At 67.9% G+C, this 26,093-nt stretch carries 21 protein-coding genes, 1 pseudogene and 1 CRISPR repeat array; of the genes and pseudogenes, 13 read left to right on the top strand and 9 right to left on the bottom strand.

What is annotated here, in order from left to right; translation table 11 throughout:
- Window positions 1-116: 116 nt before the first annotated feature.
- Window positions 117-443 carry a hypothetical protein gene (locus tag OHA73_RS35765; protein ID WP_327657201.1) on the bottom strand — a complete coding sequence of 109 codons (327 nt, stop codon included), beginning with the start codon at window positions 441-443 and terminating at the stop codon, window positions 117-119.
- Window positions 444-619: 176 nt separating this feature from the next.
- Between OHA73_RS35765 and OHA73_RS35760 the strand changes: the two genes are divergently transcribed.
- Both OHA73_RS35760 and OHA73_RS35755 read left to right on the top strand, forming a co-directional pair.
- Window positions 620-760, top strand: a complete 141-nt coding sequence (locus OHA73_RS35760; RefSeq protein WP_327657200.1) for a hypothetical protein — start codon at window positions 620-622, stop codon at window positions 758-760.
- A 714-nt stretch (window positions 761-1,474) separates the two neighbouring features.
- A CRISPR array of direct repeats spans window positions 1,475-1,808; the repeat unit is 28 nt; unit sequence GGGTCATCCCCGCGTGCGCGGGGAGCAG.
- Window positions 1,809-2,079: 271 nt separating this feature from the next.
- Window positions 2,080-3,546, top strand: coding sequence for a CRISPR-associated endonuclease Cas3'' (locus tag OHA73_RS35755; protein ID WP_443063166.1), 1,467 nt, complete (start codon window positions 2,080-2,082; stop codon window positions 3,544-3,546).
- A gap of 221 nt (window positions 3,547-3,767) precedes the next feature.
- Here OHA73_RS35755 and OHA73_RS35750 read toward each other — a convergent pair whose 3' ends face one another.
- From OHA73_RS35750 to OHA73_RS35720, 7 genes are read right to left on the bottom strand one after another with little or no spacing between them, the layout of a single operon-like run.
- A complete protein-coding gene (locus tag OHA73_RS35750; RefSeq protein ID WP_327657199.1) occupies window positions 3,768-4,187 on the bottom strand; it encodes an effector-associated constant component EACC1 in 420 nt (139 codons plus the stop codon).
- Window positions 4,184-6,028, bottom strand: a complete 1,845-nt coding sequence (locus OHA73_RS35745; protein WP_327657198.1) for a caspase family protein — start codon at window positions 6,026-6,028, stop codon at window positions 4,184-4,186. Before OHA73_RS35745 ends, OHA73_RS35750 begins: the two co-directional genes overlap by 4 nt.
- Before the next feature lie 15 nt (window positions 6,029-6,043).
- Window positions 6,044-6,781 carry a type I-E CRISPR-associated protein Cas6/Cse3/CasE gene (locus OHA73_RS35740; protein WP_327657197.1) on the bottom strand — a complete coding sequence of 246 codons (738 nt, stop codon included), beginning with the start codon at window positions 6,779-6,781 and terminating at the stop codon, window positions 6,044-6,046.
- Entirely contained in the window at window positions 6,778-7,650 is an 873-nt protein-coding gene (gene cas5e, locus OHA73_RS35735) for a type I-E CRISPR-associated protein Cas5/CasD (protein WP_327657196.1), read from the bottom strand. The genes OHA73_RS35740 and cas5e overlap by 4 nt, the downstream gene beginning before the upstream one ends.
- The gene (locus OHA73_RS35730; RefSeq protein ID WP_327657195.1) at window positions 7,647-8,966 is read right to left on the bottom strand and encodes a type I-E CRISPR-associated protein Cas7/Cse4/CasC; all 1,320 of its coding nucleotides are present in this window, start codon (window positions 8,964-8,966) and stop codon (window positions 7,647-7,649) included. The genes cas5e and OHA73_RS35730 overlap by 4 nt, the downstream gene beginning before the upstream one ends.
- Window positions 8,963-9,529, bottom strand: a complete 567-nt coding sequence (gene casB, locus OHA73_RS35725; RefSeq protein WP_327657194.1) for a type I-E CRISPR-associated protein Cse2/CasB — start codon at window positions 9,527-9,529, stop codon at window positions 8,963-8,965. The genes OHA73_RS35730 and casB overlap by 4 nt, the downstream gene beginning before the upstream one ends.
- Window positions 9,526-11,190 carry a type I-E CRISPR-associated protein Cse1/CasA gene (locus tag OHA73_RS35720; RefSeq protein ID WP_327657193.1) on the bottom strand — a complete coding sequence of 555 codons (1,665 nt, stop codon included), beginning with the start codon at window positions 11,188-11,190 and terminating at the stop codon, window positions 9,526-9,528. Before OHA73_RS35720 ends, casB begins: the two co-directional genes overlap by 4 nt.
- 888 nt (window positions 11,191-12,078) lie before the next feature.
- Here OHA73_RS35720 and OHA73_RS35715 point away from each other — a divergent pair.
- The 3 genes from OHA73_RS35715 to OHA73_RS35705 all read left to right on the top strand — a co-directional run bounded on the left by OHA73_RS35715 (window position 12,079) and on the right by OHA73_RS35705 (window position 14,930).
- A complete protein-coding gene (locus tag OHA73_RS35715) occupies window positions 12,079-12,894 on the top strand; it encodes a hypothetical protein (protein ID WP_327657192.1) in 816 nt (271 codons plus the stop codon).
- A 158-nt stretch (window positions 12,895-13,052) separates the two neighbouring features.
- A complete protein-coding gene (locus OHA73_RS35710; RefSeq protein WP_327658591.1) occupies window positions 13,053-13,256 on the top strand; it encodes a type I-E CRISPR-associated endoribonuclease Cas2 in 204 nt (67 codons plus the stop codon).
- Window positions 13,257-14,012: 756 nt separating this feature from the next.
- The gene (locus OHA73_RS35705; RefSeq protein ID WP_327657191.1) at window positions 14,013-14,930 is read left to right on the top strand and encodes a DUF5655 domain-containing protein; all 918 of its coding nucleotides are present in this window, start codon (window positions 14,013-14,015) and stop codon (window positions 14,928-14,930) included.
- A gap of 89 nt (window positions 14,931-15,019) precedes the next feature.
- On the opposite strand, the pseudogene OHA73_RS35700 reads toward OHA73_RS35705, so the two are convergent.
- Window positions 15,020-15,769, bottom strand: a pseudogene (locus tag OHA73_RS35700) (DNA-methyltransferase).
- 626 nt (window positions 15,770-16,395) lie between these two features.
- Here OHA73_RS35700 and OHA73_RS35695 point away from each other — a divergent pair.
- From OHA73_RS35695 to OHA73_RS35660, 8 genes are all read left to right on the top strand, one after another.
- On the top strand, window positions 16,396-17,544 hold the full coding sequence (locus tag OHA73_RS35695; RefSeq protein ID WP_327657190.1) for a C40 family peptidase: 1,149 nt from the start codon (window positions 16,396-16,398) through the stop codon (window positions 17,542-17,544).
- Window positions 17,545-17,626: 82 nt separating this feature from the next.
- Window positions 17,627-17,926: a DUF6112 family protein gene (locus OHA73_RS35690; protein WP_267072966.1), complete on the top strand. Its 300-nt coding sequence runs from the start codon at window positions 17,627-17,629 to the stop codon at window positions 17,924-17,926.
- Window positions 17,926-18,615, top strand: a complete 690-nt coding sequence (locus OHA73_RS35685; RefSeq protein WP_327657189.1) for a hypothetical protein — start codon at window positions 17,926-17,928, stop codon at window positions 18,613-18,615. The genes OHA73_RS35690 and OHA73_RS35685 overlap by 1 nt, the downstream gene beginning before the upstream one ends.
- 34 nt (window positions 18,616-18,649) lie before the next feature.
- Window positions 18,650-19,975 carry an SCO6881 family protein gene (locus OHA73_RS35680; protein ID WP_443063165.1) on the top strand — a complete coding sequence of 442 codons (1,326 nt, stop codon included), beginning with the start codon at window positions 18,650-18,652 and terminating at the stop codon, window positions 19,973-19,975.
- Window positions 19,976-20,111: 136 nt separating this feature from the next.
- Window positions 20,112-21,581 (top strand): SCO6880 family protein, encoded by a 1,470-nt coding sequence (locus OHA73_RS35675; RefSeq protein ID WP_327657187.1) that lies wholly within the window; start codon window positions 20,112-20,114, stop codon window positions 21,579-21,581.
- Window positions 21,582-21,629: 48 nt separating this feature from the next.
- Window positions 21,630-22,085, top strand: a complete 456-nt coding sequence (locus tag OHA73_RS35670; RefSeq protein WP_327657186.1) for a DUF6238 family protein — start codon at window positions 21,630-21,632, stop codon at window positions 22,083-22,085.
- Between the two features lie 19 nt (window positions 22,086-22,104).
- Complete coding sequence (locus tag OHA73_RS35665; protein WP_327657185.1) at window positions 22,105-23,610, top strand: ATP-binding protein; 1,506 nt, start codon at window positions 22,105-22,107, stop codon at window positions 23,608-23,610.
- A gap of 357 nt (window positions 23,611-23,967) precedes the next feature.
- The gene (locus OHA73_RS35660) at window positions 23,968-25,902 is read left to right on the top strand and encodes a pentapeptide repeat-containing protein (protein WP_327657184.1); all 1,935 of its coding nucleotides are present in this window, start codon (window positions 23,968-23,970) and stop codon (window positions 25,900-25,902) included.
- Window positions 25,903-26,093 lie beyond the last annotated feature (191 nt).

The following is a 26,093-nucleotide window of genomic DNA, read 5'->3' as shown; positions in this document are numbered from 1 at the left end:
GGCAGCGGGGAGCCTGCGGGACTGCTGCGGCCCGGCGTGATGTGGCGCACCACCACCACGTCCGAGGTCCCGTGGTGGTTCCTCGTCGGGATACCGACACCCCTGGCCTCGACCGTTCACCCGGGGAGCACGTCTCCGGGAAAGCCGTGGCACGGGTGAACCTCGCAGCGCATCATCCCGGCCTGCACGCAGGGGTCCCCGGCCATGATCTTCTCGGCCTCCTCGGCCGACACGGTCATGATCGCGACGCCGGCCACGGTGTCCGAGCCGACCGGACACAGGATCGCGATCACCCCTTCAGCACGCAGCGACACCATGCGCCGCTGGTGTTCGAGCTCGATCGCGCCCGCGCCGTCCATGGTCCGCTCCGGGCCCCACTGAAGGATCGCCAGGCTGTAGGGCTTCGCGGTCGCGGCCAGAGCCTGAATCTGTTCGTCGGTCACGGTTGTGCTCATGATGTCCCCTCATTTCTCGACACTTCTCGATGCGCTCGGCCAATGATGGGCACCGCATGGTCGGTTGTCATCGGTCCGGCGGCGGAACGTCCCGGGTGACGGCGATGTGTCGACTCCGTCAAACCGATCGTGAACAGGCACTTCTCGCGGTTAGCGTCGGGATCATGACAGAGACGATCAAGACCGCCGCCCCGCCGACCCACCCGGTCAGGCAACTGCTCGCCGCCTCCGTCGGCAACGCCGTCGAGTGGTACGACTGGTTCTCTTATACGGGCGCACGGACACCATACGACGGCGCCCTGTAGCAGCAACTTTGCAGGTGAGGACACATTCTCGTGCCGCTTCTCAGTTGCAGGTGTCGCAGGGTTTGATCAGCTCTGGCAGTCTCGATGCTGAGTAATTGCTGACCTTTATGACGGGGCGTCAGCCCATGCGTTGGGCGTGGCCTTCTCTTCTTACGCGAAGAAAAGTCCCTCGGAAGTCCCTTGGACAGACCGTGAAGGTCCCTGAAAAGCCCCAGGAGAGTCACGGTGGAGTGGGTTCAGCGTGCGCTCAGCGAGGAAGCCAAGTGGCCCCAGCCGGCGAGGCGTTCCCGAGAACAGGAGTAGTAAGCAGAGCACCCGCCAGAAGCCACCCGAGAGGCGAGGCAGCTTCTGGACCATCATGCCTGCGCGGGGAGCAGAACCCGCCGCGCCCGGTCAGCTTGTACTGCTCGGGATCATCCCCGCGCACACGGGGAGCAGGCCACTCCATCTACACTCCGCTGTACCCCTGGGGGTCATCCCCGCATGCGCGGGGAGCAGTAGCTGCACAGGCGGCAGGCCGCCGTCACGGTGGGGTCATCCCTGCGTGCACGGGGAGCAGTTGGGGACAGGGGTTGTCTCGCCGCTCGACGTGGGGTCATCCCCGCGTGCACGGGGAGCAGGGCCCACGGGGTGCAACCCCGAAAAGCGTGGGGGGAGCATCCCCGCATGCGCGGGGGAGCAGAACTGGAGCCTCTTCGCTGTCGTCGCTGACGTGGGGTCATCCCCGCATGCGCGGGGAGCAGACCGTGCTGGCCGTGATCCCTGGCGTCAGCTGGGGGTCATCCCCGCATGCGCGGGGAGCAGCCGGCGGTTGGCTGTGTGGCCGTCTGAGCGTCGGGGTCATCCCCGCGTGCGCGGGGAGCAGTCTGTGTCGAGTAGGTGTTGCGTGGCAGTCTCTGGGTCATCCCCGCGTGCGCGGGGAGCAGATCAAGTCGTCGCTGGGCTCGAGGTCGACGCAGGGGTCATCCCCGCGTGCGCGGGGAGCAGATCAGGTGCGGGTTGCTGCCGACCGTTGACCGGGGGTCATCCCCGCGTGCGCGGGGAGCAGGCTCTCCGACCTGGTGGTTCTTCAGAGAACGGAGGGCGTTTTACCAACTTCACCAGAATCCCCCATTACGGACTTATCCAATATCAAGGGCGACTAAGCCGTTAAACAAGCACTCTGTGTTTGACTCACGAGGCCAGCGGTGAAGTTGTGACCCCGAGTCAGTTGTCAGTGGTGTCTGCTTTCATTCCGGGTCTCCGTGGGTGCGGAGAAGCTGGCAACCGTGTGTTTGCTAGCCAAGCATGTATGCGGCGGGCTGGAGGAGTGGACGGCCATGGGTGGTCTTGGTGGAGGGCTGTCGCCAGCGGCGCGGACGGTATGGGCGAAGTACGACTTCGCCGGGGGCGGGTGGCTGCCGTTGTGGCGGCATCTTGCCGATAGCGGGGCGGCGGCAGGGCTCTTGTGGGACCAGTGGATACCTCGGGCCGTGCGGGAATTGGTGGCGCAGGCGCTGCCTGGCGGGGAATCAGATGCGCGGTTACTGGCGGTGTGGTTGGCAGGGGTGCACCACATCGGGAAGGCAACGCCGGCTTTTGCCTGCCAGGTGGACTCGCTGGCGGACGGGATGCGCAGTGCCGGGCTGGCGATGGCGGGGCAGCGGTATATGGCCGATCGGCGGATGGCTCCGCATGGGTTGGCAGGACAGGTGTTGCTCACCGAGTGGCTGGAGGAGCGGTACGGGTGGTCGCCGCGTAGCTGTAGGCAGTTCGCGGTGGTGATCGGCGGTCATCATGGGTCGCCGCCGGAGGCGGTCCAGGTGAAGGATCTGGACGATCATCCTGAACTGCTGCGTACGCCGGGGGCTTCCGAGGTGCTGTGGCAGCGGGTGCAGCGAGAGTTACTGGATGCCTGCGCGGCGGAGTTCGGAGTAGCGGAACGGTTGGGTGCGTGGCAGCGGGTGAAGATGCCACAGACCGTGCAGGCTGCACTGTCCGCGCTGGTGATTGTTGCTGACTGGATCGCCAGCAATGCGGATCTGTTTCCGTACTTTCCCGAGGACGCTCCGCGTAGTGGCGAGGAGCGGGTTACGTCGGCATGGCAGAGGCTCGATCTGCCCGAGCCATGGCGGCCGAAGGAACCCAAGGGGACAGCGGTCGAGTTGTTCGCCGCGCGCTTCGATCTCCCGTTGGGGGCGAAGCCCCGACCGGTGCAAGAGGCGGCGGTGCGGCTCGCCCGCGAACTGCCTTGCCCTGGGCTGATGTTGATTGAGGCGCCGATGGGCGAGGGAAAGACTGAGGCCGCGCTGGCGGTTGCCGAAATCTTCGCTGCCCGCAGCGGGGCAGGAGGATACTTCTTCGCTCTTCCGACGATGGCGACGAGCAACGCGATGTTCCCGCGCCTGCTGGACTGGCTGCGGCGGTTGCCTCCGGGCGAGGACGGTACGTCGTGGTCGGTGCGGCTGGCCCACTCCAAAGCCGCGCTGAACGAGCACTTCGCCGGGCTGATGGCCGTCTCGAAGCCGGTCTCTGCGGTGGACCTGGACGGCGAGGGAACGGTCGCGCCGCGCGGTGGTCAGGATCCGTTCGCACTCGCCGAGCTCGTCGCTCATCAGTGGCTCAGCGGCCGGAAGCAGGGCAACCGGGACCGTCCCCGCGGATGCGGGGAGCACTGGCTGTGGATGGCCACCCACCCCGAGCGGAGGGACCATCCCCGCGGGTCCGGGGAGCACGAGCGGGGCGTGAAGGCGATGCAGTCGGGCCCGGGGCCATCCCTGCGGGTGCGGGGAGCACTCACGATCTGAACATTCCTAACTGCCCAACGCAGTTCCGCGACAGTTTCATTGACCGAGACCTGGATGACATCACACCCAGTAGGAAACGTTCCCGTGTCGAAGCATCAGCGGCTGCCTACCCCGGAGTTGGGCCATAGCTGGTCCCATTTGCGTCGGGCGCTTGGAACAGTGCGCCTTCCGATGCGGCCAGACACGGCGTCTCCATCTTCCGACGGGCGAACAGCGGCACGTCACGCTCCTGAGGAACCGCCGGGTTCCGGCGCTGCTACCTCGGCCGCATCCGGCACCGGCTGCAGAGCCGCGGTCAACGTTGCGGCCAGGGCAGCAGCTTGTTCCGGCGTTGTGGCCCCGCTGACAGTGACCGAGACGCCCCCTCCGCTGACGGAGATCGCATTGCCGTCACCCCCCGTCGCCGCGCACCAGCGGCGGACGGTGTCGATGGCGGAGGGCAGCGCCAAGGCGCCGGTGATCACAAGGGTGAGTATGTCGAGGCCAGTGCCGAGGTGTCCGGGATCAGGTGGAGCGGCGGGCTGCCAGGCGGCACGGGCGACGCGTTGGAGGCCCGGGTCGCGGGTGAGGAAGCGGCGCAGCCCGTCGGGGGCTGGGGCGCCGTCGGCGGTGGTGAGGGTGAGGGCCGGGCGATTGGTCACCGTGACTCCTGGAAGTGGGCTGTGTTGGGCATGAGGGGAATGCTGGATCCGTGGTGGGTGCCTTGGTGGTCAGGTTCGGGTAGTTCCCGGTCCGCGCAGTACTTGCGGACCGCTTCGTACACGGTCGCGGCGTCCAGGACCGGCCCCATTGCGGGGACTCCCTCACGCAGGACGGCGAGGAGGCCTGCGGTGAAGGCGGTGTTCCGGCCGGCGGTCACGAGCGATTCCTCGGTAGCGCTGGAAGAGGTCATCACGTAGGTGCCACGGATAGCGACAGAGGGGGAGCTGTTGCCGGTGAGTGTGTCGAGGGCGGCGCCGCTGTAGCAACTGTCGAGCAGGACCAGGCGGATGGGCAGTCCGCACTCGGCGATGTGTCTGCGGATCGCGTCGAAGTCCCAGTAGGAGTGGGACCTGTCCTGGCGGGAGTCGACCAGGGAGAGCTGGAGCTTGCCGTCCTCGGGATCAGAGCGGCCGTGGCCGGCGTAGTAGAGCATGAAGGCGCCCTGAGACGGGTCGACCTTCTCGATGAGGTCGTCGATGACCTTGTGGATCTTCTTCTCGTTGTCGGGGTTGCGGATCACCTCCACCCGGTCCTCGGGGATGCCGAACTCGGGGGAGGTGAGAAGCGCATGGAGATCGTCGAGGTTGTTGCCGATGGAGGGGACTCCGGGGAGGTGGGTGTACGAGGAGACGCCGACGAGCAGCGCGGCGCCGGAGGTCCAGCACGGTTGCGGGGCGGGAGCGAGGCGGGGCCGGGCGGTGCGGTTCTGCAGGCGGCGCAGGAGTCCGAGGTCGTCGAGGGACTGGGCACGCTGGTCGACCCAGTCGAGCAGGGCTTCGGCACCGTTGTGGGGGCTCAGGTGCTGGGCGACGAGCCAGAGGTAGCGCAGGTGGAGCGCGGCAGGTCGGGGCACGGTGCTCTCGCGAAGCAGTCCGTGGCCGTCGCGCCATGTCAGCAGCGCAGGGGCGTTGCCCGCGGGGCCGGGGAGGAGTGGATGTCCCTCCAGGGCTCTGAGGGCCAATTCGCCGACGGTGGCAGGGCTTTCGGGGTGCGGGAGCGAGGCCAGCAGGTGCAGTGCGGTCCGCCGGTCCTGCGGGGTCCACCGGTCGGCGCTGAATCGGCCGTCGGCGCTGGGGAGCATGAGCTGCTGTTCGCGGGTCCAGGTTGTCGTGCGGACCTGCAGCGGGCGGGAGCCGTGCCAGCGGTCGTGCTCGGTGATCACGCGCTGGTACTCGAGGCCGAGGCCGCGGAGGGCGGACAGGAGTACTCCTAGCCCTCCGCCGTCATGGCGGCCGGCGGTGAGAATGCCGACGGCGTCGCCGGTCCTGGACTCCACGAGGAGTCCGCCGCTACTGCCCGCGGGGATCTCGACGGAGGGAGCCAGGCGCAGGCCGTACGGGCCGGTGCGGGCGTGCATCTCCAGCACTGCGCTCCACGCCATGGGTTGCCCGGTGGCGGAGTCGTGCCGGTGCGCGTATCCGGCCAGTTGGCGACCATTCCAGGCAGCCCGGTCGGTCAGCCAGACGCATTCGTGGTCGCCGGGGTCGTCGAGGAGTTCGAGCAGAGCTAGATCCTGTTCCACGGACGTGTTTCCGCCCGGCTGTTGTTCGGTGTGGCGCATGTTGCGCACCCGCGCCATCCAGGGGCCGGTCTCCTCGCGCGCTGCGCTGCTCACGGCAACGTCGCGCGGCTGCCCGCGTACCACTTGAGCGGCCGTCAGTACCGTACGCGGAGCCACGTAGAAGCCCGTGCCCAGGAATCTGCGGTCCCGGCCCGTTCCTGCGGTTACCGCGACAGTTGCCTTCTGCGCGAGTTGATTCAGCGCCCGCCGTTCCAGCATCCCTGCCACTCCTTCTTACTCCCGTGTCAGCAGCAGCCCGCAGCTGTACGCACGCGCATGCCCCAGCCCCTGGGTCAGTACCTCGACCAGCGCCGACGGATCCGTGACCGTCAGGCTGCCGCGGATCTCCGCCCGCACCACGCGAAGTCCCTTGCGGGCCGTGGCGCTTGTCACGGTGGGCAGCATGCGAATGCCGAGGGTGGTGGGGTCGGCGGTGGCACCGATGCGGGGCAGGCCGTCGGGTGCATTGCGGGGGTCGCCCGGAGCTTGGAGGCGGCGGGTGAACCACCCTTTGACGTGCTCGGGGCGGGTGTGGGCGATGCGGCGTCCCCGTTCGAGTGTCCGACCCGTTTCGGGGTCGCGCCGGGGCCGGGTGTAGACGGGGTTGATCACGGTTCTGAAGCCGACGGTATCGCCGGTTCGCAGGGTGCGGTCGACGGTGAGGGTGTGGGGTTTGTCCGCGAGTGCGGCACTCGGTATATGGGACCAGTCTGCGGGGACGCGGGATTGGACGACCAGGACGAGACGGGCGTTCTTGAGGTCGACGGTCCAGGTGGACAGGACACCCGCCTGGGATCGGGCGTCGCGCTCGCCGTCGGGGACCCAGCCGCGGAAGCCGCTCATCACGGTGCGGTGCATCTCGTGGGCGTCGGCGAGGGATTTGGCGACATAGGGGTGAGCCGCGTTCAGGGTGAGGATGCTATGGGTGGCGACGAAGCGGGCGCTGGTCACGGCGGCGGGTGCGGAGCTCACGGAAGGACTCCTTCCCATGGGGTGTCGGCCTCGGCGAGGTTGATGCGGGTGCGCTTCTCGTAGCGTGGCGCGTGGGTGCGGGCTTCGCTGTCGAAGCTGACGGGTTGGTCGTTCACGCGCGTGGCACCCGGTGTACCAGGCGGTGCCTCGATCCAGGCCCAGGGGCGCGGGACGCCATCAGGGGCGGGCTCCTGCGTGTCCATTCCCTCGGTAGGCAGCAGCGCAGTGCGGGCGAAGGCTTCTTCGATGGTGCCCTCCAGCAGGGGGCCAGCCAGGGTGCCGGTGGGTGGGCAGGACTTGCGTCCGAGCCAGAGGAGTTGTCGCGGGGCCTCGAGCGCGGTGGCGATCTCGGTGAGCCAGTCCGGGTCGGGGTGTTGGAGGGCGGCGACGAAGGCGGCGTCGGCCAAGTACCAGCGTTCGGTGACCATGGCCTTGCGGGCGAGTTGTTTGGAGACCAGGGCACCGGAGGCGGGGTCGCTCTCGATGTACTTGGGTGCGCCGTACCAATCGGGCAGGTCGTGATGGCCGAAGGCCGGTCCGATGGCCGTTTCGAGGGAGGCGGCGAGTGCCTTGGCCCGGCGGTGGTCGGTGATGAGGTCGCGGGGGCGCAGCGGGTAGGTACCGTGGCCGACGGTGTGGTAGTCGCGGACGGGTGTACCGGGGTGGTCGGCTCGTACGCCGAAGCAGATGCGGGCCAGTTCGCCGAGTTCTTCGCTGCGGTCGCGGCCAAGGGCTGCGGCACACAGCCCGATCACACCGGACTTGGTCGGGCGGCTGTGGGTGTCCCGGCGGGGCCCGAAGTGGGAACTCGTCCCCCAGGACTGCAGGGGGCCTGCGAGCCGTATGAGCAGCACATGCGAGGTGCTCACGCAGTGAGTCCTTCAACGGAGGTTACGTCCTTGATGCCCAGTTCCTGGAGCACGCCGTGGACGGCCAGATCGTAGGTGAGCGCACGTACGGCGGAAAGGTCCGTGCGGCGGGCCCGGACGAAGTCGTGGTGGGCGAGCAGGCGGCGGGCCGCGACCTCGCCTGCCGGTGCCTTCTCGGCCGCTTCATCGATGGGCTTCTGGAAAGCGGAGGCATAGTTGAAGGCGCGATCGCCGTCGAAGGCGAGGACGAGGACCGGCAGCGAGCCGGTGGACGCGGTGGAGTTCCTCTTCGCCTCGGGAAACGCGTCGACGAAGGCGGTGACGAACTCGCCCTCGGCTGCGGCAGCGACAACCTCCACCTCGTCCTCGGCGAATCCTCCGGCCACGAGGTTGGTGCGCAGCCGCAGCCGGTCGAGGACGGCATGGCGGTAGAACGTGCCGGAGATCAGCGACTGGTAACCGGTCATGCCGGCGCCGCCGTGCTCGGCAGTCTCGGCGGCGTCCAGAAAGTCCAGGGCGTTCGCCTTGCGGTCGAGCTTGGCGTCGTCGGCCGCCGCGTAGAAGTCGTCGGTCTGCTCCGCCTCGTGGACCGTAAAGGCGTGGGCGGACTGGATCGCCCCGTCGACGTTGGGCGAGTCGGGGATCTCGGCGAGGAAACGGCCGTACAGCGCGATGTCGATGGCGTCGCGGGGCGCGAGCGCGGCCAGGACGGTGGCGCGACTGGTACGCGGCAGGGCCAGCAACTTGCTCCCGCCCTCCTCTGCCGTGTCGTCGACTGCGGCTTTCGAGCGCTTGGACTTGGCCTTCTGCGCTGCGGCTTCCTGCGCGGCCAGGAACTTACCCAGCCAGACCTCGAGTTCACCGCGTACGGAATGGACGTGCGCGGCGATCCGGTCGCCCGCATCACGCGGGGCGAAGACCAGGACCTTGGTCAGGTGGGCGACGGTCTTCTTGGCCCGGTCACCGAACTTCAGCCCGACTCCTTCCAGGACGGCCCGAGCCATGACCACTGCCTCGTCGTACTCCCAACCGTGCGTGGCCTGCAAGGCCCTGGCGGTGAACAAGGCCCATTCCCGGGTGCGTACGCCCATGGTGCGGCCGGCCAGGGCGCCCTCGCCCCGGTTGGCACGGTTGCGGGAGTGGACGCGTTCAGCGCGGCGCCGGGCCTGACTGGTGATCATGTGGCGTTCGACGCCGCCGTAGACGATCGTCTTCGGCATCCCGTTCTCGTCGCGGACCGGCAGGACGGCGGCGAGCGTCTCCAGCAGATGCAGGGAGAGGTACTGCGGCCCGGGCAGGGTGAGGGGGCTGGTCACTGCGCGTCGTCCTCCGGTTGGGTCGGTGCGGTGGAGCCGCGGCGGGAAGGCCGACGGGGCGGCTCGTAGAAGTCGACAGCCCAGCCGTAACGGACCCTGCTGCGGCGGTCGTTCCAGCGGATCAGGTCGTCGGTGAGCTGCGCCCAGGCCGGCGGGTGCTGCTCACCGGAGCGCAGCCGGGCCACGGCGTGCTGGAGATGACGGGCCGGAGGCCGACGGCTGGCGGTGATGCGCTCCATCAGCCGGGCGGCCCCGGGGTCGGTGGGCCCCCTGTGACCCCCGCTGCCGATCCTGCGCAGCGCGGTGCCGAAGCTGCCGCTGCCGTACGAGGGCCGGGAGCTGCCGCGGTGGTAGACGGCAAAAAGGAACGCGACGAGCTCCAGCACCTCCCGGTGCTCGGGATCCATCCAGCCGGCCATGATCCTTGCCTCGGTCTCCGCGCCCGGGCGGCGCAGATCGGCCAGCTTCCCGTATTCGCGTGAACGGACCAGGGAGGCAAGCCAGGCGGTGAGCTGCTCGCCCGGAGTGGTCGTGGCGAGCGTCGTGTCCGGTGAAGCGGTCATGATCCCTCCCCTTTCGTCAGTTCCGTCGGGGTCTTCTTGTCCTCGTAGAGGAGTTGCTTGAGCCGGTGCAGTGCGCGAGCTCTGGCGCGGTGGCCCTGGGTGTTTGAGGGCAAGGAGTCGAGGCGGTGGAGCAGGAAGCGGCGTGCTGCGGTGGCCAGTTCCGCGGCGTACGTGATGAGTGCCGCGTCAAGTCGCGCCTCGTCGTCTGCGGCGGCGATCGTCTCTTCAAGGAGCGTGTGGAAGTGCTCAGCGGTGTGGGCCCAGTGTTCCGGGCCTGCGTCGAACCGGGCGATCTGGTCCTTCTTGTCGGCCGGCTTCGGGTTGGGGTAGGCCATCGTCCAGGCGGTGGACGCGGCCTTGGACAACGCGTCGGCCACATATTCGGCGAGCGCGGAGCCTCGCTCGGCGGCATAGCGCAGATCCTGCTCACGGCCGGGTACGAAGGGGAAGGTGTCGCAGACCCAGCTGACCACGGTGGTCTGGCGGGCGATCAGCCCCACCGCCATCAGCTCCAGACGACGCCGGGGCAGCCGTGCGATCCGGTCGTAGAGACCCGCCACACCGCCCGACCCGCCACCGGGCCTCACCTGGCGGTCCGCGACGGCCGCGTACAGGGCATGCGCCTCCCGCCAGAACGCCTTGGACTCCGCGGGCTGCAATGGGCGGGCCGCTCCGCTCTTGCCGGCCGAGGTGTACACCGCATCGGGAATCTGATGCGGGTCCAGCTCTTCGAGCAGCTCTCCCGCGGCAAGTAGCACCCTGTCCACCACGATGTCCCCACCCTCGGTCACCGCGGGGCGCAGCAGGACGGACCGGCCCAGCACGGAGTGCAGGTCGGCAGGCCCCGCGGGGGCACGGCCGGGCGGCTTGGCCTTGAAGGTCCGGCGAGGCTGCGGAGCCACGGTCCAGGTCCGATTGAAGTGGTCGCCGTCGAGTCCATCCTTGGCGTACGGGATCAGATTGAGTCGCAGCGTGTCGCTGAGCGTTTGGCCGAGAGCGATGACGCGGATACGTCCGGCGAGTCGGCCGCGGGCGAGGTTGTTCAGCGTGGGGCCGAGGGTGGCCTCGCCGGCGATACGGGCCCGCCCGCCGGGCCCATAGGCGTGCTGGGTGAGCATCGCGCGGAACGCGGCATCAGCGGGCAGCGGAGTGCTATGTTCCAGATGGTGGTGATCGAAGAACTGGTGGTAGTCACCGACTTGCTCGATCACGAGCTGCGCCGGGCCGGCACCGTATTCGTCGAGGTAAGGGGCCAGGAGAGCGTTCTGACCGAGGGGGGCGGTGGGGTGGAAGAGGTCCCAGTGCTCGCAGTCGCCACCGCCCTCCGTCTCGCAGCACTGCTCCAGCCCGTCCGCGAGCTCAGCGAAGGAACGTCCCGAATCCATTTCCTCAGCCCACCGACTGGAACTCTCCGGCTGAGCCTTGAAGGCATAACAGATCGCCAGAAGGTACTCCAGCAGAGCAACTGTCTCACCGGGCGTACTGCCAGCGACCTCGATCAGATCGTCCGCCTCGCGGAACGCCGCAACGAGCGTGACCTTCCCGTACGAACCGTCTATCCGGACGATGGGTATGCACTCGCGCTTCCGCGGGTCCCAACTGATCCGAGAGGCAGGGAGGGTGCGTAACGGCCCCTCACTCTTTCCGGCACCCGATTCCACGGCGCTTCCCCCATACTCCACACTGACACCCGATACCACGAGCAGTCGGCCCCGCACCGGAGCAGGAACCTAGCACGGGGCGGGGACGGTTCAGGGAGGAATGCGGCAACTACGGTGCGCAGGCGGAACGTTGAGACGGGCATCATCTGGGTGCCATGCGACCGGGAGGCCGCCCTCGTACCTGCGGGGAGCAGCTCGCCCGGAAGTTCCGCGGCGTAGAGCCCAGCCCCGCGTGCACGGGCAGCAGATGCAGCGCCAGACGGCACAGGTCGCCATGGCGGGTCCATCCCCGCGTGCGCGGGAAGCAGGCCTCGTGCACCTCGACCTTGTACTCGTTGTGGGGCCCATCCCCGCGTGCGCGGGACGCAGTAGTAGTCCGGGTACCAGGCCATCAGGTCCCCGGGGCCATCCCCGCGCGCGGGAAGCAGCAGTCCCCCGCATGTCAGCGAAGGGAGTTGGTGGGTCCATCCCCGCATGCACGGGCAGCAGTTCGTCATGGGTGACGTCGACGCGTTCGTGAAGGATCCATCCCCACGTGTGCGGGAAGCAGGCTTGGGGAATGCCCTAGGCGCCTGAGCTGGGGGGTCCATCCCCACGTGCGCGGGAAGCAGCTGCCCGAACGGCAGAAGTACGACGACGCGATGGGTCCATCCCTATGCGCACGGGAAGCAGGCTTGCTGAGCAGGGATGTTGCCACACCGGGCTGCCGCTTCTCTCCACTTTGCCAGAAACCGGCATTTTCGACTCGCGTTACATAATCGCCTACCCATTCCCTGATTGACAGGTGACAGGATCACGGGACATCACGGCACAGGAAGAGGTAAAGGACGCGTGGGGGAACCGATGGACCGCTCCGGGCACATGACTCACCGATGGTGCTGGGGTTCTGTGGATTTCGACGGAGTTCTACTCAGGCAGGGCGGGCCGGCCTGGAATCCGCTCGTCGCTGACATGCTGTGCCATGCCTCGGTGGCGCAGGAGGTGTGGGACAGGGTGCTGTCGCCCGCCCAGCGTTCCGAGCTGGCCAGCGAGTTGGGCTGCGGCAGGGAGGATGTCGCGCGGCAGGTTCTCGCGCTGCTTGCCGGGGCGAGGCGTGTGGGTGAGGCGAGCCCTGCATGGATGAACGGGCTCGGCACCACCGTCCATTCCCCCGCCCTGGAGATCACCCGGCCGTCCTGGCAACGGGGTGCGGAGCAGGTAGGCCTCACCGCCTCCGTGCTGCGGTCGCGTTTCCCTCCTGAGCCGGTGGAAAGGATCGGGGCTGCGGTGCTGCCCCGTCTGCTCGGCTGCGATTGCCCGGAATTAGAGGATGGCGAGCGGTGCACGAAGCCAGCACATGACGGGCTCTTTCTCATGGTGTACTCGATATTCCTGGAGGACGGGAATGACCTGCCCACCGATACGGTCGCGGTGGCCGCGCGGGCCGGCGGGCGCGGACCGTGGCCAGCCATCAGGAGATCTCTGGTGGGCGAGGTCGCCCGTCACGTTGGACTGAAGCCGGAGCGGGTGCCGGACCTGATCCAGCCTAGTGAAGAGGGAGGGCCCCTTGTAGGACTTCGGTGCTTTTCCAGCAGAATCGCCCGCTTCCCAATCGACGGTCCAGCGTACGGCTATGCACTACCCGACGACCCTCTGGAGAAGATGTCCCATCGCGCGCGCAACATCGCTCGGACGGCGATTACCCACCAGGCCAGGCTGGCATGACGGGCGCGCCACCGAAACCAAGCACCTCCGCCTGGCAACCCCACCACCATCCGCCTTACGACGCGGTCACCGTCCAGTCCGACGGCGGCGTCCACTTCCCCTCCGACCACAACCACGCCCCCTACGGAGCCACCTGGTGACCTTCCTATGCTCACCAACTGCCCACCAGTCCTCCGGGTTTTCTCCCCCGGTGCCTCCTCGAGATTTCACCAGGTGTCTTCATCAGCAATCCCAGCAGCCGCACCCGCCACTCCCTCTGGGACAAAGTCCGGCAGTGCGCAGACCAGGGCGCACTTCCGCGCCCACACCACCAACAACGAAGAGCCGTTTGGGCCCTTGGTCACTCATATCGGTTCCGCTGATGGTGTCAGAAAACAAGCGCGCCCACCGCAAAAAGCCCAGTTCAAGAACTCTGCTCCCCGTGCAGGCGGGGGCGACCCCTCCTTGGAGTCCTCGTTGAATCCGTAGGTGAGCTGCTCCCCGCGCCCGCGGGGATGGTCCCCACGCAGGACTCGTCAACCTCGATGTCCTCAACTGCTCCCCGTGTACGCGGGGATGGCCCCGACGTCATCGTCGCCTACGGCTTCACCGCTCTCTACTCCTCGTGCACGCGGGGATGCTCCCTTGAGGCTGTCCTCCGTGGTGAGGCCGACGCTCTGCTCCCCGTGCACGCGGGGATGGCCCTTACGGCGGGGACAAGGTCTGCGTTCACTTCAACTGCTCCCCGTGCACGCGGGGATGGTCCCGGGCGTCACGTCCGCTTCCAGAAGTTCGTGCTCTGCTCCCCGTGTACGCGGGGATGGCCCCGTGGACGCCATGTCGGGCGTCTCGATCTCCTGCTGCTCCCCGTATACGCGGGGATGGTCCCAGGATGCATCCCATGAAGTTGGTGCCGAAGTTCTGCTCCCCGTGCACGCGGGGATGCTCCCACCCGTAACAGACAAACGAGCCGCAATGCGCCCTGCTCGCCGAGGTTCCCTGGGATGGCCACGGCCACGGAAGACCTTCGGTCGGCACAGTCCTTGCTACCCACGGCACGGCCTAATCACGTGCTGCGGAATAAGCAGCTCCACGTCGAGATTGTTCCTTCGCAACAATCGCAGTGCGGGGGAGGCTCCATGAGCAACCTGAAGGTCTTCAAGGTCAGAGGCAGGGACGTCGCGGAGGTCCCCGGCCAGGCCGTCAGTGTCGAGGTCAACCTGCAGAGGTTGATCGAGGCCAACATGGAGACGATGTTGGGCATCCGGTTCCTGGCGACGGAGTACCGCACTGGGCGGCACGGGGGCAGGATCGATTCGCTGGGCCTCGATGAGGACGGCACGCCGGTCATCGTCGAGTACAAGCGGACCCGGGACGAGGCAGTCGTCGTCCAGGGGCTCTCGTACATGTGCTGGCTCCAGGACCATCACCATGAGTTCGAGAACCTGGCCCGGGACAAACTCGGCGAGGCAGCGGCCGGATCGGTCGACTGGAGTGCCCCACGGATCGTGTGCATCGCCGGCGCCTTCACGTATCACGAGACGGTGGCAGTGGAGATGATCCCGCACCGGATCGACCTCATGGCATACCGCGTCTTCGACGACTCCGTCACGTTGCAGCTCGTCAGCGCAACAGGCGGTACCCGGACCACTGCGCGCGGCAAGACCTTGTCGCCGGCCCGCTCGGGTACCGCGGCGCCGAAGTCGGTCCAGCAGTATCTCGACGCGTCGCCCAAGGAGCTGCGCGAGCTGTACGCCGATCTCGACGAGCTTCTGCTGTCGCACAGTGATGTGCAGCGGGAGCCGCAGGTGCACTACTTCGCGTACCGGCGAATCAAGAATGTCGCCACGGTGCGCGTCCAGCCCAGGAACAAGCTGCTCGTTGTGAATCTGCGCCTCGACCCTGACGCCGTGAACATGTGCGACGGGTTCACCCGGGACATGCGGGGACTTGGCAGTCTGGGCCTGCAGGGCGACGTTGTCGAGGTGCGCATCGCCTCCCGCGAGGATCTCGACCGTGCGGCCGACCTGATCCGGCGCAGCGTCGAGGCCGGGTAACTGGGTTACAAAAAAGGGCTATTGCTCCACCCTGATGGTGGAGCAACAGCCCCTCTTTACGTTTCGGACCTGCGGCCCTGCTCTCACTCTCACTTCTCGGGCCCGACCAGATCAAAGTCCTCCTGAGTGAGCGCGCCGCGCAGTCGCTGCTCGGCGATGTCGGCGTAGTGGTCGGACAGTTCGACGCCGATGAACTGTCGGCCCTCGAGCAAGGCGGCGACGCCAGTGGTTCCGGAGCCGGCAAACGGGTCGAGGACGGTGCCTCCGGGCGGGCAGATCTTCACCAGTTCCTGCATGACCTCGACTGGCTTCTGGGTGATGTGGACGCGGTCCTTGCGGGGCTGGCTCGCGGTGTAGAGGCCCGGCAGGTAGACGGGGTTGCGGTTGGCGTCGACCGGGCCCTTGGTGCCCCAGATGATGTATTCGCAGGACTGCTTGAGGCGTCCCTTCTGCGGGCGGGACACGGGCTTGTGCCACGCGGCGATGCCGCGCCAGGTCCAGCCTGCGGCCTACAACGCGTCGGTGGTGGTGGGCAGTTGCCGCCAGTCGGTGAAGACGAGGGCGGAGCCGGATTCGGCGGTGGCCCGGTAGGACTCGGTGAGCAGGAGGGTCAGCCAGAAGCCGTACGAGCGCTGGTCGCGGTTCTCGCCGGGGAAGTTGGCGAGGTCGTGTTCGGCATCGCCGGAGGTGTACTTTGCGCGGGCGCTTCGGCCGGTGCGTTCCCCGCTGGTACGTCCACCGCTGTTGTAGGGCGGGTCGGTGATGACAGCGTCGACGCTGTTGTCGGGGATGTCTGCCAGGGCGGTGAGGGCGTCGCCTCGGTGGAGGGTGTATGGCATTGCGCGGTTCTCTTTCGCTGGGCCGTGCGCAGCCGACTATTCGTCGAGTGCTGCGCGGGCTGATTCATCTCGCATCAGGAAGTACGAATGCGGGTGCCCGGTGGGGAATGAGCGGAAGGTTAACCGTCCGTTCCGGCCGACCCTAACTTCCTCCTGACAGCAGCTACGGAACCCGGCTAATGCAGCTGAGGCTCGTTTGGTGTGGCCGGATTGCGTTCATACAGTCTCGCCATGTTCGACGGAAGGTGCTCCGTTGCTCCCCGGTTGAACTGTGCTGATGTGTGCTGCCCGCTGAGTGGGCACCGCTGCAGCACCTCGGGATGTGTCTGTGAATCGGTCGGGAGTTGACTTCCGTGTGGCGTCTGAGATTACGAGGGCGGCTGGCTGCCGCTCTTCATGAATAGCAGTGGGGCCGGCCGGGATGTATCCGACCCCGGCCGCCCTCATTCACCCTCCCGAATCTCTCGATTGCGTATTTTGAACCGGCCCGGTCCGGGTGGCCTTTTCGACGAGAACGCCCGCGCTGCGCCGCCTACTTGTAAGGAGCTGCTCATGCGGCATGCCCTGGCGCAGGCGCCTCCCACGTTCTCTGTTTCGGCCCGCTGCCCGACGGCGGGGCACTGGGCATGAAGGTGGCCTTGGCCGTCATCGGTACCGTGGCACTCGCACCATTCCTCCTGATCGCCCCGCTGGGGATCGCGCTTTCCGGCGCGGACTCAGCCCAGGCAGGTTCTTGTGCACCCGGTGGCACACAGGCGGTGGACTCTGCGGCTGTGGCCAAGCAGGTGGCTTCAGCCCTCAACGGACACGGCGAAAGCTCAGTCTCGGTCTCGGGGCTCGAAGCCCCTGCCGAGCAGATCCCGAACGCCAGGGACATCGTGGCCGCGGGGCGTGTGATGAAGGTTCCGGCTCGTGGCCAGGTGGTCGCCCTGGCTACTTCCCTCCAGGAGTCGGGGCTTCGCAATCTCGACTACGGCGACCGGGATTCGCTCGGGCTGTTCCAGCAGCGGCCCAGCAAGGGCTGGGGGACGACGGCGCAAGTCCGTGATCCGGTGCACGCATCGACGAAGTTCTACGAGGCGCTGCTCAGGGTTCCCGGGTGGCAGTCCATGACCGTCGCACAGGCTGCGCAGACGGTGCAGAAGAGTGGCTTCCCTGATGCGTACGCCAAGTGGGAGCCGCTCGCAGCGGCCTTGCAAAAGGGCATCGCCTCGTCTCTGCCGGCGCAGTCGGACTCCGGTTCCGGAGGGAACTCCGACCCGGATGCTGCGAGCGATGCCACGGACACTACGTTCCCCGAATGTGGCAACGAGGAGGACGGCACCGGCTTCGGCACCATCCCAGCCGGTGCCCTCCCCAAGGGCTACAAGATCCCGGCCGGCTCCCCGAAGCCGGTACGTACCGCGATCCGTTGGGGGCTTGGCCAGCTCGGTACCCCGTATCAGTGGGGCGGCGAGTGCAGCGATCCGCGCGGCCAGGATCCGATGGGCCGCTGCGACTGCTCGTCCTTGATGCAGGCGTCGTACAAGACGGGTGGCCTCTCCCTCTCCCGGACCACGTACACGCAGGTCAAGGAGGGCAAGGCGGTCAGTGTCGATGCCCTGGAGCCGGGTGACCTCCTCTTCACCGAGGGCACGGCCGAAGTCCCAGAGCACGTCGGGATGTTCATCGGCAACGGTCTGATCCTGCAGGCCCCGCACACCGGCGACGTGGTCAAGATTTCGCCCCTCGCCGACTGGCGGCCGAACGTGCTGGCCGCTCGCCGGATCGTCTGACCGGTCCCCCGACTCTTCCTCTTCTCTCTACTTTCCGGGCCGTTGCGCGCCCACGATCCAACCTGGAGTCCCAGTGAAGCTCATGCAGCACGCCCAGATCCTGGCGTACAACCCCGGCGTCACGCCGAGCGAGGGCGGTCTTCCCGGTCTCGATGTCCTGAAGAAGGTCATCGGCAGCATCAATCTGTTCGGCATCATCGCCGTAGTCGGCGCGCTCGCAATCTCCGCGATCGTGTGGGCCTGGGGACACCACAGTGGCGGCCATCAGGCCGAGGCCACCGGCAAGAAGGGCACGGTCGTGGCTGCCGGGTGCGCCCTGCTGCTGGGGGCCGCGAACGGCATCGTGGCGTTCTTCTCGGCGATGGGGACGCAGGTTCACTGATGACGAAGAAGCTTCGTCCGTCCTCCGGTGAGCGCCTTCATCGAGGCTCGTCGTCGGTGGCTCGCCGCGCGGCCATCGGTGGTCTCGTGCTCGCGGTGCTGCTGGCCGTCGCCGGCCTGACCGCCTACCTGACGCGCACGGAATCACCATCCACGTCGAGGCCGACGCCGCGGCCGTCGTCCTCACCCGCACCGGACACCTCCCCGTCCCCCGCGCCGAAGGCCGGTTCGGCGGTGGCCGTGCCACCGAAGACGCGCGATCCGGTCACCTTCGCCAAGGCCGCCACCAAGGCCCTGTGGAGCTACGACACCCGCTTCTCCTCGCAGCCCGAGCAACTCGCCGGGCTGAAGCGGTGGATGACCGACGAGTCGAAGGTCGCCGACTGGAAGTCGGTCACCGAGCAGGTACCCAGTCCGGTGCTGTGGTCGCGGATGCACGACAACCATCAGCACGCCAGCGCCACGGTCGGCGAGGGCCATTTCCCGCAGGCGTTCAAGAGCGCCCTGTCCAAGGACCCCGGCGCGATCACCGAGACGTACGTCTACGCCGTCACGGTCTCCGGCAAGCAGTCCATCGCCTGGAAGGGCTCCGGCGCCGGAGCCGAGTCCCGCTCCACGACCCTCGCCGTCCAGTGCCGCCCGCACCACAACTGTGCGCTGGTCGGTGTGCTGCCGAACGTCTCGCCGTGAGCACGGCCCTCAACTCCCGTAAGGAGGTGCCCTCATGGGGGCGTGTGACCTTCCTCTGATGAACACCGTGTGCGACGCCGTCGGCGGTGTCGCCAGCACGACTGGTGAAGCTGTCACCGACGGCATCGGCGCCTGGATCGCCAAGTCGATGGGCGAAATGGCCCAGGCCGCGGCGGACCTGGCGACCAAGGCCGTCGACAAGACCACGGCCATTGATCTGAATGCCGACTGGTTTCGGCACAACTACGAGTTGCTGTTGCCCATCGGGCTCGTGCTGACCGTGGGCACGTTCTGCCTGCAGCTCACCCGGGCCGCATGGCGCCGCGACGAGCGTGCGCTCGCCCAGGCCGTCTGCGGCACGGTGGCCGGCGTCCTGTTCGCGTTCGCTGCCATCGCCTGCTCCACGGTGGCGATCACTGTGGTCGACGCGCTCAGCGCGGGCCTGTTCCAGGCGGCCAACACTTCGGCGGACGATGCGGTGCGCCGCATTATCAAGGTCAACGAGCTGGGGGCGATGTACGGGCTGGGCTGGGGAACCCCCGCGCTCATCGCGCTCGGCTGCGCTATCGGGGCGTTCTTGTACTGGGCGGTGATGGTCGCCCGCAAGGTCGGCATCTTGATCCTCGTCTCGCTCGCGGTGTTCGCCGGGGCGGGCGGCGGTTGGGAGGTCGCGCGGCGCTGGCGGCGCGGCTGGATCGAGGCAACCGGCACCCTGATCGTGTCGAAGCTGCTGATGACCATCGTTTTCCTGCTCGGTGTGTCCGCCATGGGAAAGACGGATGCCAACGGCGGGCTCGGTGCGCTGTCCGATGCGCTCGCCGGCATGGTCGTCATGGTGCTCGTGCTGCTGTGCCCGTACGCGACGTACAAGTTCGTGCACTGGGCGGCCGACGGTGGCGGCCACGACGACCTGCACCGCACCGGCGTCGCGGGCATCGGAGTCGCGGCGGGTGCGGCGAAGACCGCGGGCCAACTCGCCATGCAGGCCGGCACCGGCACGCCTGCGCCCCAGGGACCGTCCAAGGTGCCGGGCCAGGGCTCGGGCGGGGTGGCCTCCGGGATCGACCCGACCGGCGGCTCGGGTGGCGACAGCGCGCCGAAGCAGACCCACTTCCGCTTCGGCGAGGACCCGAACAGCAGCGGGGACAAGGGCCGGGCCCTGATCCGTCGACCTCCCACTGACGGCGACCGCGGCGTCCCGCTCATCCGGCGTCCCGGCCAGGGCGGAGAGGACGCGGCCCCTGTGGCCACCGGCCCGACCCCGCAGGGCGCGTCCGTCGCGCCGCCGCAGGTCCTGCACGAGGATCCGCCGGCGCCGCGGCGCAGCGGGCCTCCGCCGCAGGGTGGTGACACCCCGTAGCGCTGAGCCCGTCTCCCCCGCCCCCTGTGGGCGGATCGGGCTCGGAGCCTGCCTAGGGCGGGGCGGCCAACCCGGCCCGGCCGCCCCGTCTCCCCCTTTCCCCTTCTCCTGTTCATGTTCCAAGAACGGCTTCGCCATGCTCTCTGACGCTTCCCACCCCGACGGTCCGACCACCGTGAAGTTCCCACACCGCTCCCGCCGTGGCGTACTCCTCGGCCTCACCGCTCCCCAGTTGACCGTGGTCGCGGCCACCGGCCTGCTCCTGCTCACAGTGCTGCTCTCCGCCAGCGTGACCGGCGCACTCAAGCTGCTCCCGCTGTGGGCACTGGCACTGGCCGGGGTCTTCGTCCGGCACCGCGGACGCGCGCTCGCCGACTGGGCGCCGATCGTGATCCGTTACGTACGCCGCCGCCTGCGGGGCCAGCTCGTCTGGCTCGCCCGTCCCTCCACCCGGCCCCAGCGCGAGGGCCTGCTGCATCTGCCAGGCACCGCCGCCTCGTTGCGCGTGGTGACCGCCCCGGGCGGACGCCTCGGCGCCGTGCACGACCCGCACGAGGGCACGCTGACCGCCGTGGTCAAGGTCTCCTCCCGTGCGTACGCCCTCCTCGACCCGGCCACCCAGTCGAGCAACGTCTCCGGCTGGGGCCGCACCCTGGCCGCGCTCGCCCGCACCGGCCACATCGCCCGCGTCCAGGTCCTGGAGCGCACCGTCCCCGACTCCGGCGACGCGCTCAACCGGTACTGGAGTGAGCACGGCGACGCGGCGACCCCGCTGGCCGGGCCGATCTACTCCGAGCTGCTGGCCGCCGCGGGACCCGCCGCCGCCCCGCACGAGGCGTACGTCGCCCTCGCTCTGGACCTCAAGGCGGCTCGCCGCCTGATCAATCAGGCCGGTGGCGGACTGACCGGCGCCTTCGCCGTCCTCGCCCAGCTCACCGCCACCTTCGACCAGGCCACCCGCAACTCCGGCCTCGCACTATCGGGTTGGCTTCCCGCGACCGAAATCGCCGCCGTGATCCGCACCGCGTACGACCCGAAGGCTTCGGCCGCCCTCGACCGCTGGTCCTCCTCGGGCCGCCCGCAGGCTGACCCTGCCGCTACGGGCCCGGTCGTCCTGGTCGAGAAGGCCGACCGAATCCAGACCGACTCGGCCCACCACGCCACCTTCTGGATCGAGAACTGGCCGCGCATCGAGACCAACCCGGGCTTCCTGCACCAGCTCCTGTTCACCACCGGCGTCCGGCGCAGCCTCTCCCTCACCTACGCGCCCCAGGGCCTGGATGCCGCGCTCAAGGACGTGCAGCGCAAGAAGGCCACCGTCATCGCGGACGCGGCCGAGCGGGCCCGCAAGGGCCAGGTCGACTCCGAGGAGGACTCGGTCGAGTACGCCGACATCAAGCAGCGCGAACGCCAGCTGATCGCCGGGCACGCCGATGTCGCCCTGACCGGCCTGCTCACCGTCAGCGCGGACAGCGACGAGCAGCTCAACGCCGCCTGCGCAGCCATCGAGACCGCTGCCGTAACCGCGTTGATCGACCTGCGCCCGCTGACCTGGCAGCAGGCCGAAGCCTTCACCAGCGCCGCTCTGCCGCTCGCCCGCCCGTAGCTCACCCGCACCATCGTTTCCCGCGCTCTACCGAAGGGCACCCCCGTCATGCCGACCGAGCCCCTGCCCGAACTGGCTCCGGACTTCGTGCCGTTCGCCACCGCCGCACTCGACTTCCACCGGGCCATCAACATGCCCGTCACCCAAGTCGCCGCCACACGTACCGAACTGGACGCGCTGCATGCCCACCTGATCGCCCTGTACGACCTGCTCGACGCACACGCAGTACGCACCGCGCCGGTCGCCGGCGCCGAGGGCGACCACTTGCGGGCCTGCCGGATCCGGCTGTGGCAGGCAGCCGACCACCTGCACGCCGCCTTCCACGCGGCGCCGCGCCCCGGCACCGGCGCCCTCCCCTCCCGGGAGGCCTGCCGGGCCCGGCTTCCCGAAGGCGCACCCGAACTGACCGTCTGCCAGCGCCACCTGGCAACTTCCGCCCGCGTCCGCCGGGACCACACTCCGGCAGACCTGCGCGACCCCTTCACCGGCCTCACCCGCCACTGATTACCGGAGCTCTGCCGCCATGCCTTCTCGCACCAGTCGCGCCAGCGCCAGCCCGCTGTTCGTCCCCCGCAAGCCCGACCGGCGTACCGCCCGAGCCGCCCGGGAGCAGTTCGCCGCCGCCCGCGACAAGGCCCGCCACGCCACCCGGCCCACCTCCCTCGCCACCGCGCCCGGCCTCGACCCCGACCTGCGCGCCACCTACCCACCCGCCGGTCGCCCCGGCCCCGCCTCCACACGCGGCGGCAAACTCAAATTGCCCGCCCACCGGATGACCACCGCAGTCGCCGCCGGCGCCTATCCCTTTCTCGCCGAAGGCGGCTTGGGCGCCCAGGGCATCTACGTCGGCCGCGACGTACACGCCGAGGCCGCATTCACCTACGACCCATTCGCCCTCTACGGCAAGCTCGACGGCTTCACCAATCCCAACATCCTGCTCGCCGGCGTCATCGGCATGGGCAAGTCCGCCCTCGCCAAGTCCCTTGCCCTGCGCGCCGTCGCCTTCGGCTACCGCATCTACGTGCCCTGCGATCCCAAGGGCGAATGGACGGCCGTGGCTCGCGAGTTGAGCGGTCAGACCATCGCACTCGGCCCCGGCCTTCCCGGCCGCCTCAACCCGCTCGACGCACCGGCCAAGCCCTCCGGCGTCAACGAAGAGGACTGGGCAAGCGAGGTTCGCAAGCGCCGCCTCCTTTTGCTCGGCTCGCTCGCGAAAACTGTCCTGCGCCGCGACCTGCACCCGATGGAACACACCGCCCTCGACGTCGCCCTCGACCAGGTCGTCACCCGCGCCCAAGCCACCGGCACCACTCCCCTGCTCGGCCAAATCGCCCACGTCCTCGGCTCTCCCGAACGCCTCGACGGCGCGCTCGGCGAACTCTCCGGCCGCCTCGGCCAAGCCGCCGAAGACCTCGCCCACGCACTGCGCCGCCTCGTCCACGGCGACTTGGCCGGCATGTTCGACGCCCCGTCCTCCGTGGTCTTCGACCCAAGCGCAGCGATGCTCTCCATCGACCTGTCCCGGCTCGGCGGCGCAGGCGACGACACCGCCCTCGTCCTCGCAATGACCTGCGCCTCCGCCTGGATGGAATCCGCACTCGCCGACCCCACCGCAGGGCGCCGCTGGGTCATCTACGACGAGGCATGGCGAGTCATGCGACACGTCGCGCTACTGGAACGCATGCAGAGCCAGTGGAAACTCTCCCGCGGCCTGGGCATCGCCAACATGATGATCATCCACCGGCTGTCCGACCTCCTGACCGCAGGCGACGCCGGGTCCCGCGGCCGTGCACTCGCTGAGGGCCTGCTAACCGACTGCTCCACCCGCATCATCTACCGCCAAGAAGCTGACCAACTGGCCGCCTCAGCGGCTCTCCTGGGGCTGACCGGTATCGAGACCCAGGCCGTTTCCGCACTCACCAAAGGGCGCGGGCTATGGAAGGTGGCGGGCCGATCGTTCATCACTCAGCACCTACTTCATCTCCGCGAGCGGGAACTCTTCGACACCGACTACCACATGGCTCACTGACCACGCTCACGCCTTGCAATCATCACGGAACTATTGCGGCGTAGCGAAAGCGGCACCGCTGCCCTGCGGGGCGGAAACCGGGAAGGTCATCGTCAACGCTCCAGGCAGGACTCGAACCTGCGGCCAAGCGCCTAGAAGATCTTGGGGGACTGTGAGGTCATGGCTGCTCTGAGCTGCAGGTTTTGCGGGCGAAGGAGCTGCCGGGGAGTCATGTCACCGCGCATTCACCGGGAGTAGAGAGTTCCATCGCTGAAATCTGCCTGGAGGAGGGAGCAGCTCGTACCGGTGTCACGGGTGTGCCGTGAAGTTCTGAGGTTCTCTGGATCTTCCCTCGGCGGCTGTTCTTGGATGGGAGGCATGACACAGCCTGTTCCGCCTCCCGCGGGAGGACACGACCCGTATCTCGGCGTGGTCGACGTCATCCCTTGGCGCGACGAGCTAGCGTGCGGCGTTGTTGAGGGATGTTCGGGTCGCTCGTTGGTGGTCTGGGATGCTGCCTCAAGAACCTGGCAATCCGTTCGAGTTGGTGGAGCCGATGTCACGGCGTGCCTTCAGCATGCTGGGCCCGAGGAGCGGGCGTCGTACCTAGGTAGCCTCGCCCCGGGTGTACCGCTTGACCTGCGTCGCACCATTCTTGGTACAGAAGTTCTGGAAGCTATATCGGAATGCCTTGAAGGCCGCTACGGGTCAGTCGGGTTCGAGGAGGCGACGTTCTCAGGGGATGCGGGGTTCAACGGGGCGACGTTCTCGGGGGATGCCTGGTTCGAGGGGGCGACGTTCTCAGGGGAGGCAGGGTTCGGCGGGGCGACGTTCTCGGGGGATGCCTGGTTCAAGGAGGCGACGTTCTCGGGGACTCCCTGGTTCAGCAAGGCGATGTTCTCGGCGGATGCCTGGTTCGAAGGGGCGACGTTCCCGGAGACTCCCTGGTTCAGCAAGGCCACGTTCTCAGGGGGTGCCTGGTTCGAGGGAGCGACGTTCCCGAAAGGGGCCTGGTTCGGCGGTGCGAGGTTCTTGGGGGATGCCGAGTTCGAGGGAGCGACGTTCTCGGGGGTGGCCTCGTTCGACAGGGCCAACTTCCAGGAAAGGTGGCACACGTCGAAGTTCAGCTGTCACCGTCTCCTGTCGCTGAAGGGTGCCCGGTTCGATGGTCCGGTGGATGTACATGTCGAAGCGGGCCGTGTCGACTGCTCAGGCGCGCGCTGGGAACACAGCGTCACACTGCGCCTGAACGGCGAGTACGTAGTCAACTTGGCGGAGCTCGTGGCTGGTCGCCGTGGTGCGACTCGGCTCAAGCTCGGGAACATGGTTCGCAACGTTGACTACCCGTTTCTCGTGTTGGCGCCCGATGAGTTCTTCGGTTCGCCAGAGGCTGGATCCGAGGGGCGAGCTGTCGCGGTGGAGGAGCTTTCAGGAACGGACACAACCCGCATGGTGCTCACGAACGTTGACGTGTCGCGAACCCGTTTCGTCGATGCCATGAATCTCGACTTGATCCGGCTGGAAGGCCGGTGCCGTTACCTACGTACTCCGTGCCCGGATTGGGGGCGACGGTCTCGGTTCCTGCGCCATACACCACGCAGCATCATTGAAGCCGAAGACATCTGGCGTCGCTCTCGGTCCGGAGCCCTTGGTCCGGGGCACGGGCCCATAACCCGTCCTGAGTCTCTGAGCCCTGTATACCGGTATCTACGCAAGTCACTTGAGGACACCAAAGACGAGCCGGGCGCGGCAGACTTCTACTACGGCGAAATGGAAATGCGCCGCCATGACGCCACTCGGCCGTGGGCTGAAAGGGTGCTGCTCACGCTTTACTGGGCGATATCCGGATACGGCCTGCGTGCCTCGCGCGCGATGAGCGCCTTGGCACTCGTCATGGTCGCCGCATTCGCCCTACTTATCATGTTCGGCATCCCCGGGAAGGAGCCCGGGACTTCCACCGTCGGCTACGTCAGTGTCGAAGCACCAGCTCCACGGAAGGCCGATATGGAGCTACCAGATTCTTGTAGGGGCGACGAGGCTGGCAGGCGAGGCAGGGGCGAACCGGTCTGCCGGTTCGTGGTGACGGCGACTGAGCCAGTCGATCCCACTGTTCCGACCGGCCCACTGCCTGATCGATTCACGGGCGAACGAGCAGGAAAGTCCCTGGAAGTCGTCTCGGCTGTCTCGCTGTTCAACGCCGATGAGACGGAGCTGACCGGCCTGGGGAAAGTCATCGCCTTCACCTCGCGAGCCCTGGGCACGATCCTTCTCGGTCTCGCGATTCTCGCGGTCCGTAACCGCGTGAGGCGTTGAACTCCCCTTTGGATGCTAGGTGTTGATCAGCGGCCAACGCACCTAAGTCATATTCCGCTGACGGGGTTGCCAGATGGCGAACGCAGTCGAAACAACATGCGGCAACTCCTCCTGAACTAAAACGAGTTCAGTAACGACTGCTCTTCGAGTCGAGGGCCGCAGTCTGCTGGTCGGCGAGATGGCGCGTATGC

Source organism: Streptomyces sp. NBC_00483 (genome assembly GCF_036013745.1).
In the GTDB taxonomy this organism is placed as follows: Bacteria; Actinomycetota; Actinomycetes; order Streptomycetales; family Streptomycetaceae; genus Streptomyces.
Note: the sequence above shows the minus strand (reverse complement) of the source record. Positions and strands in the feature narration are given on the sequence as shown.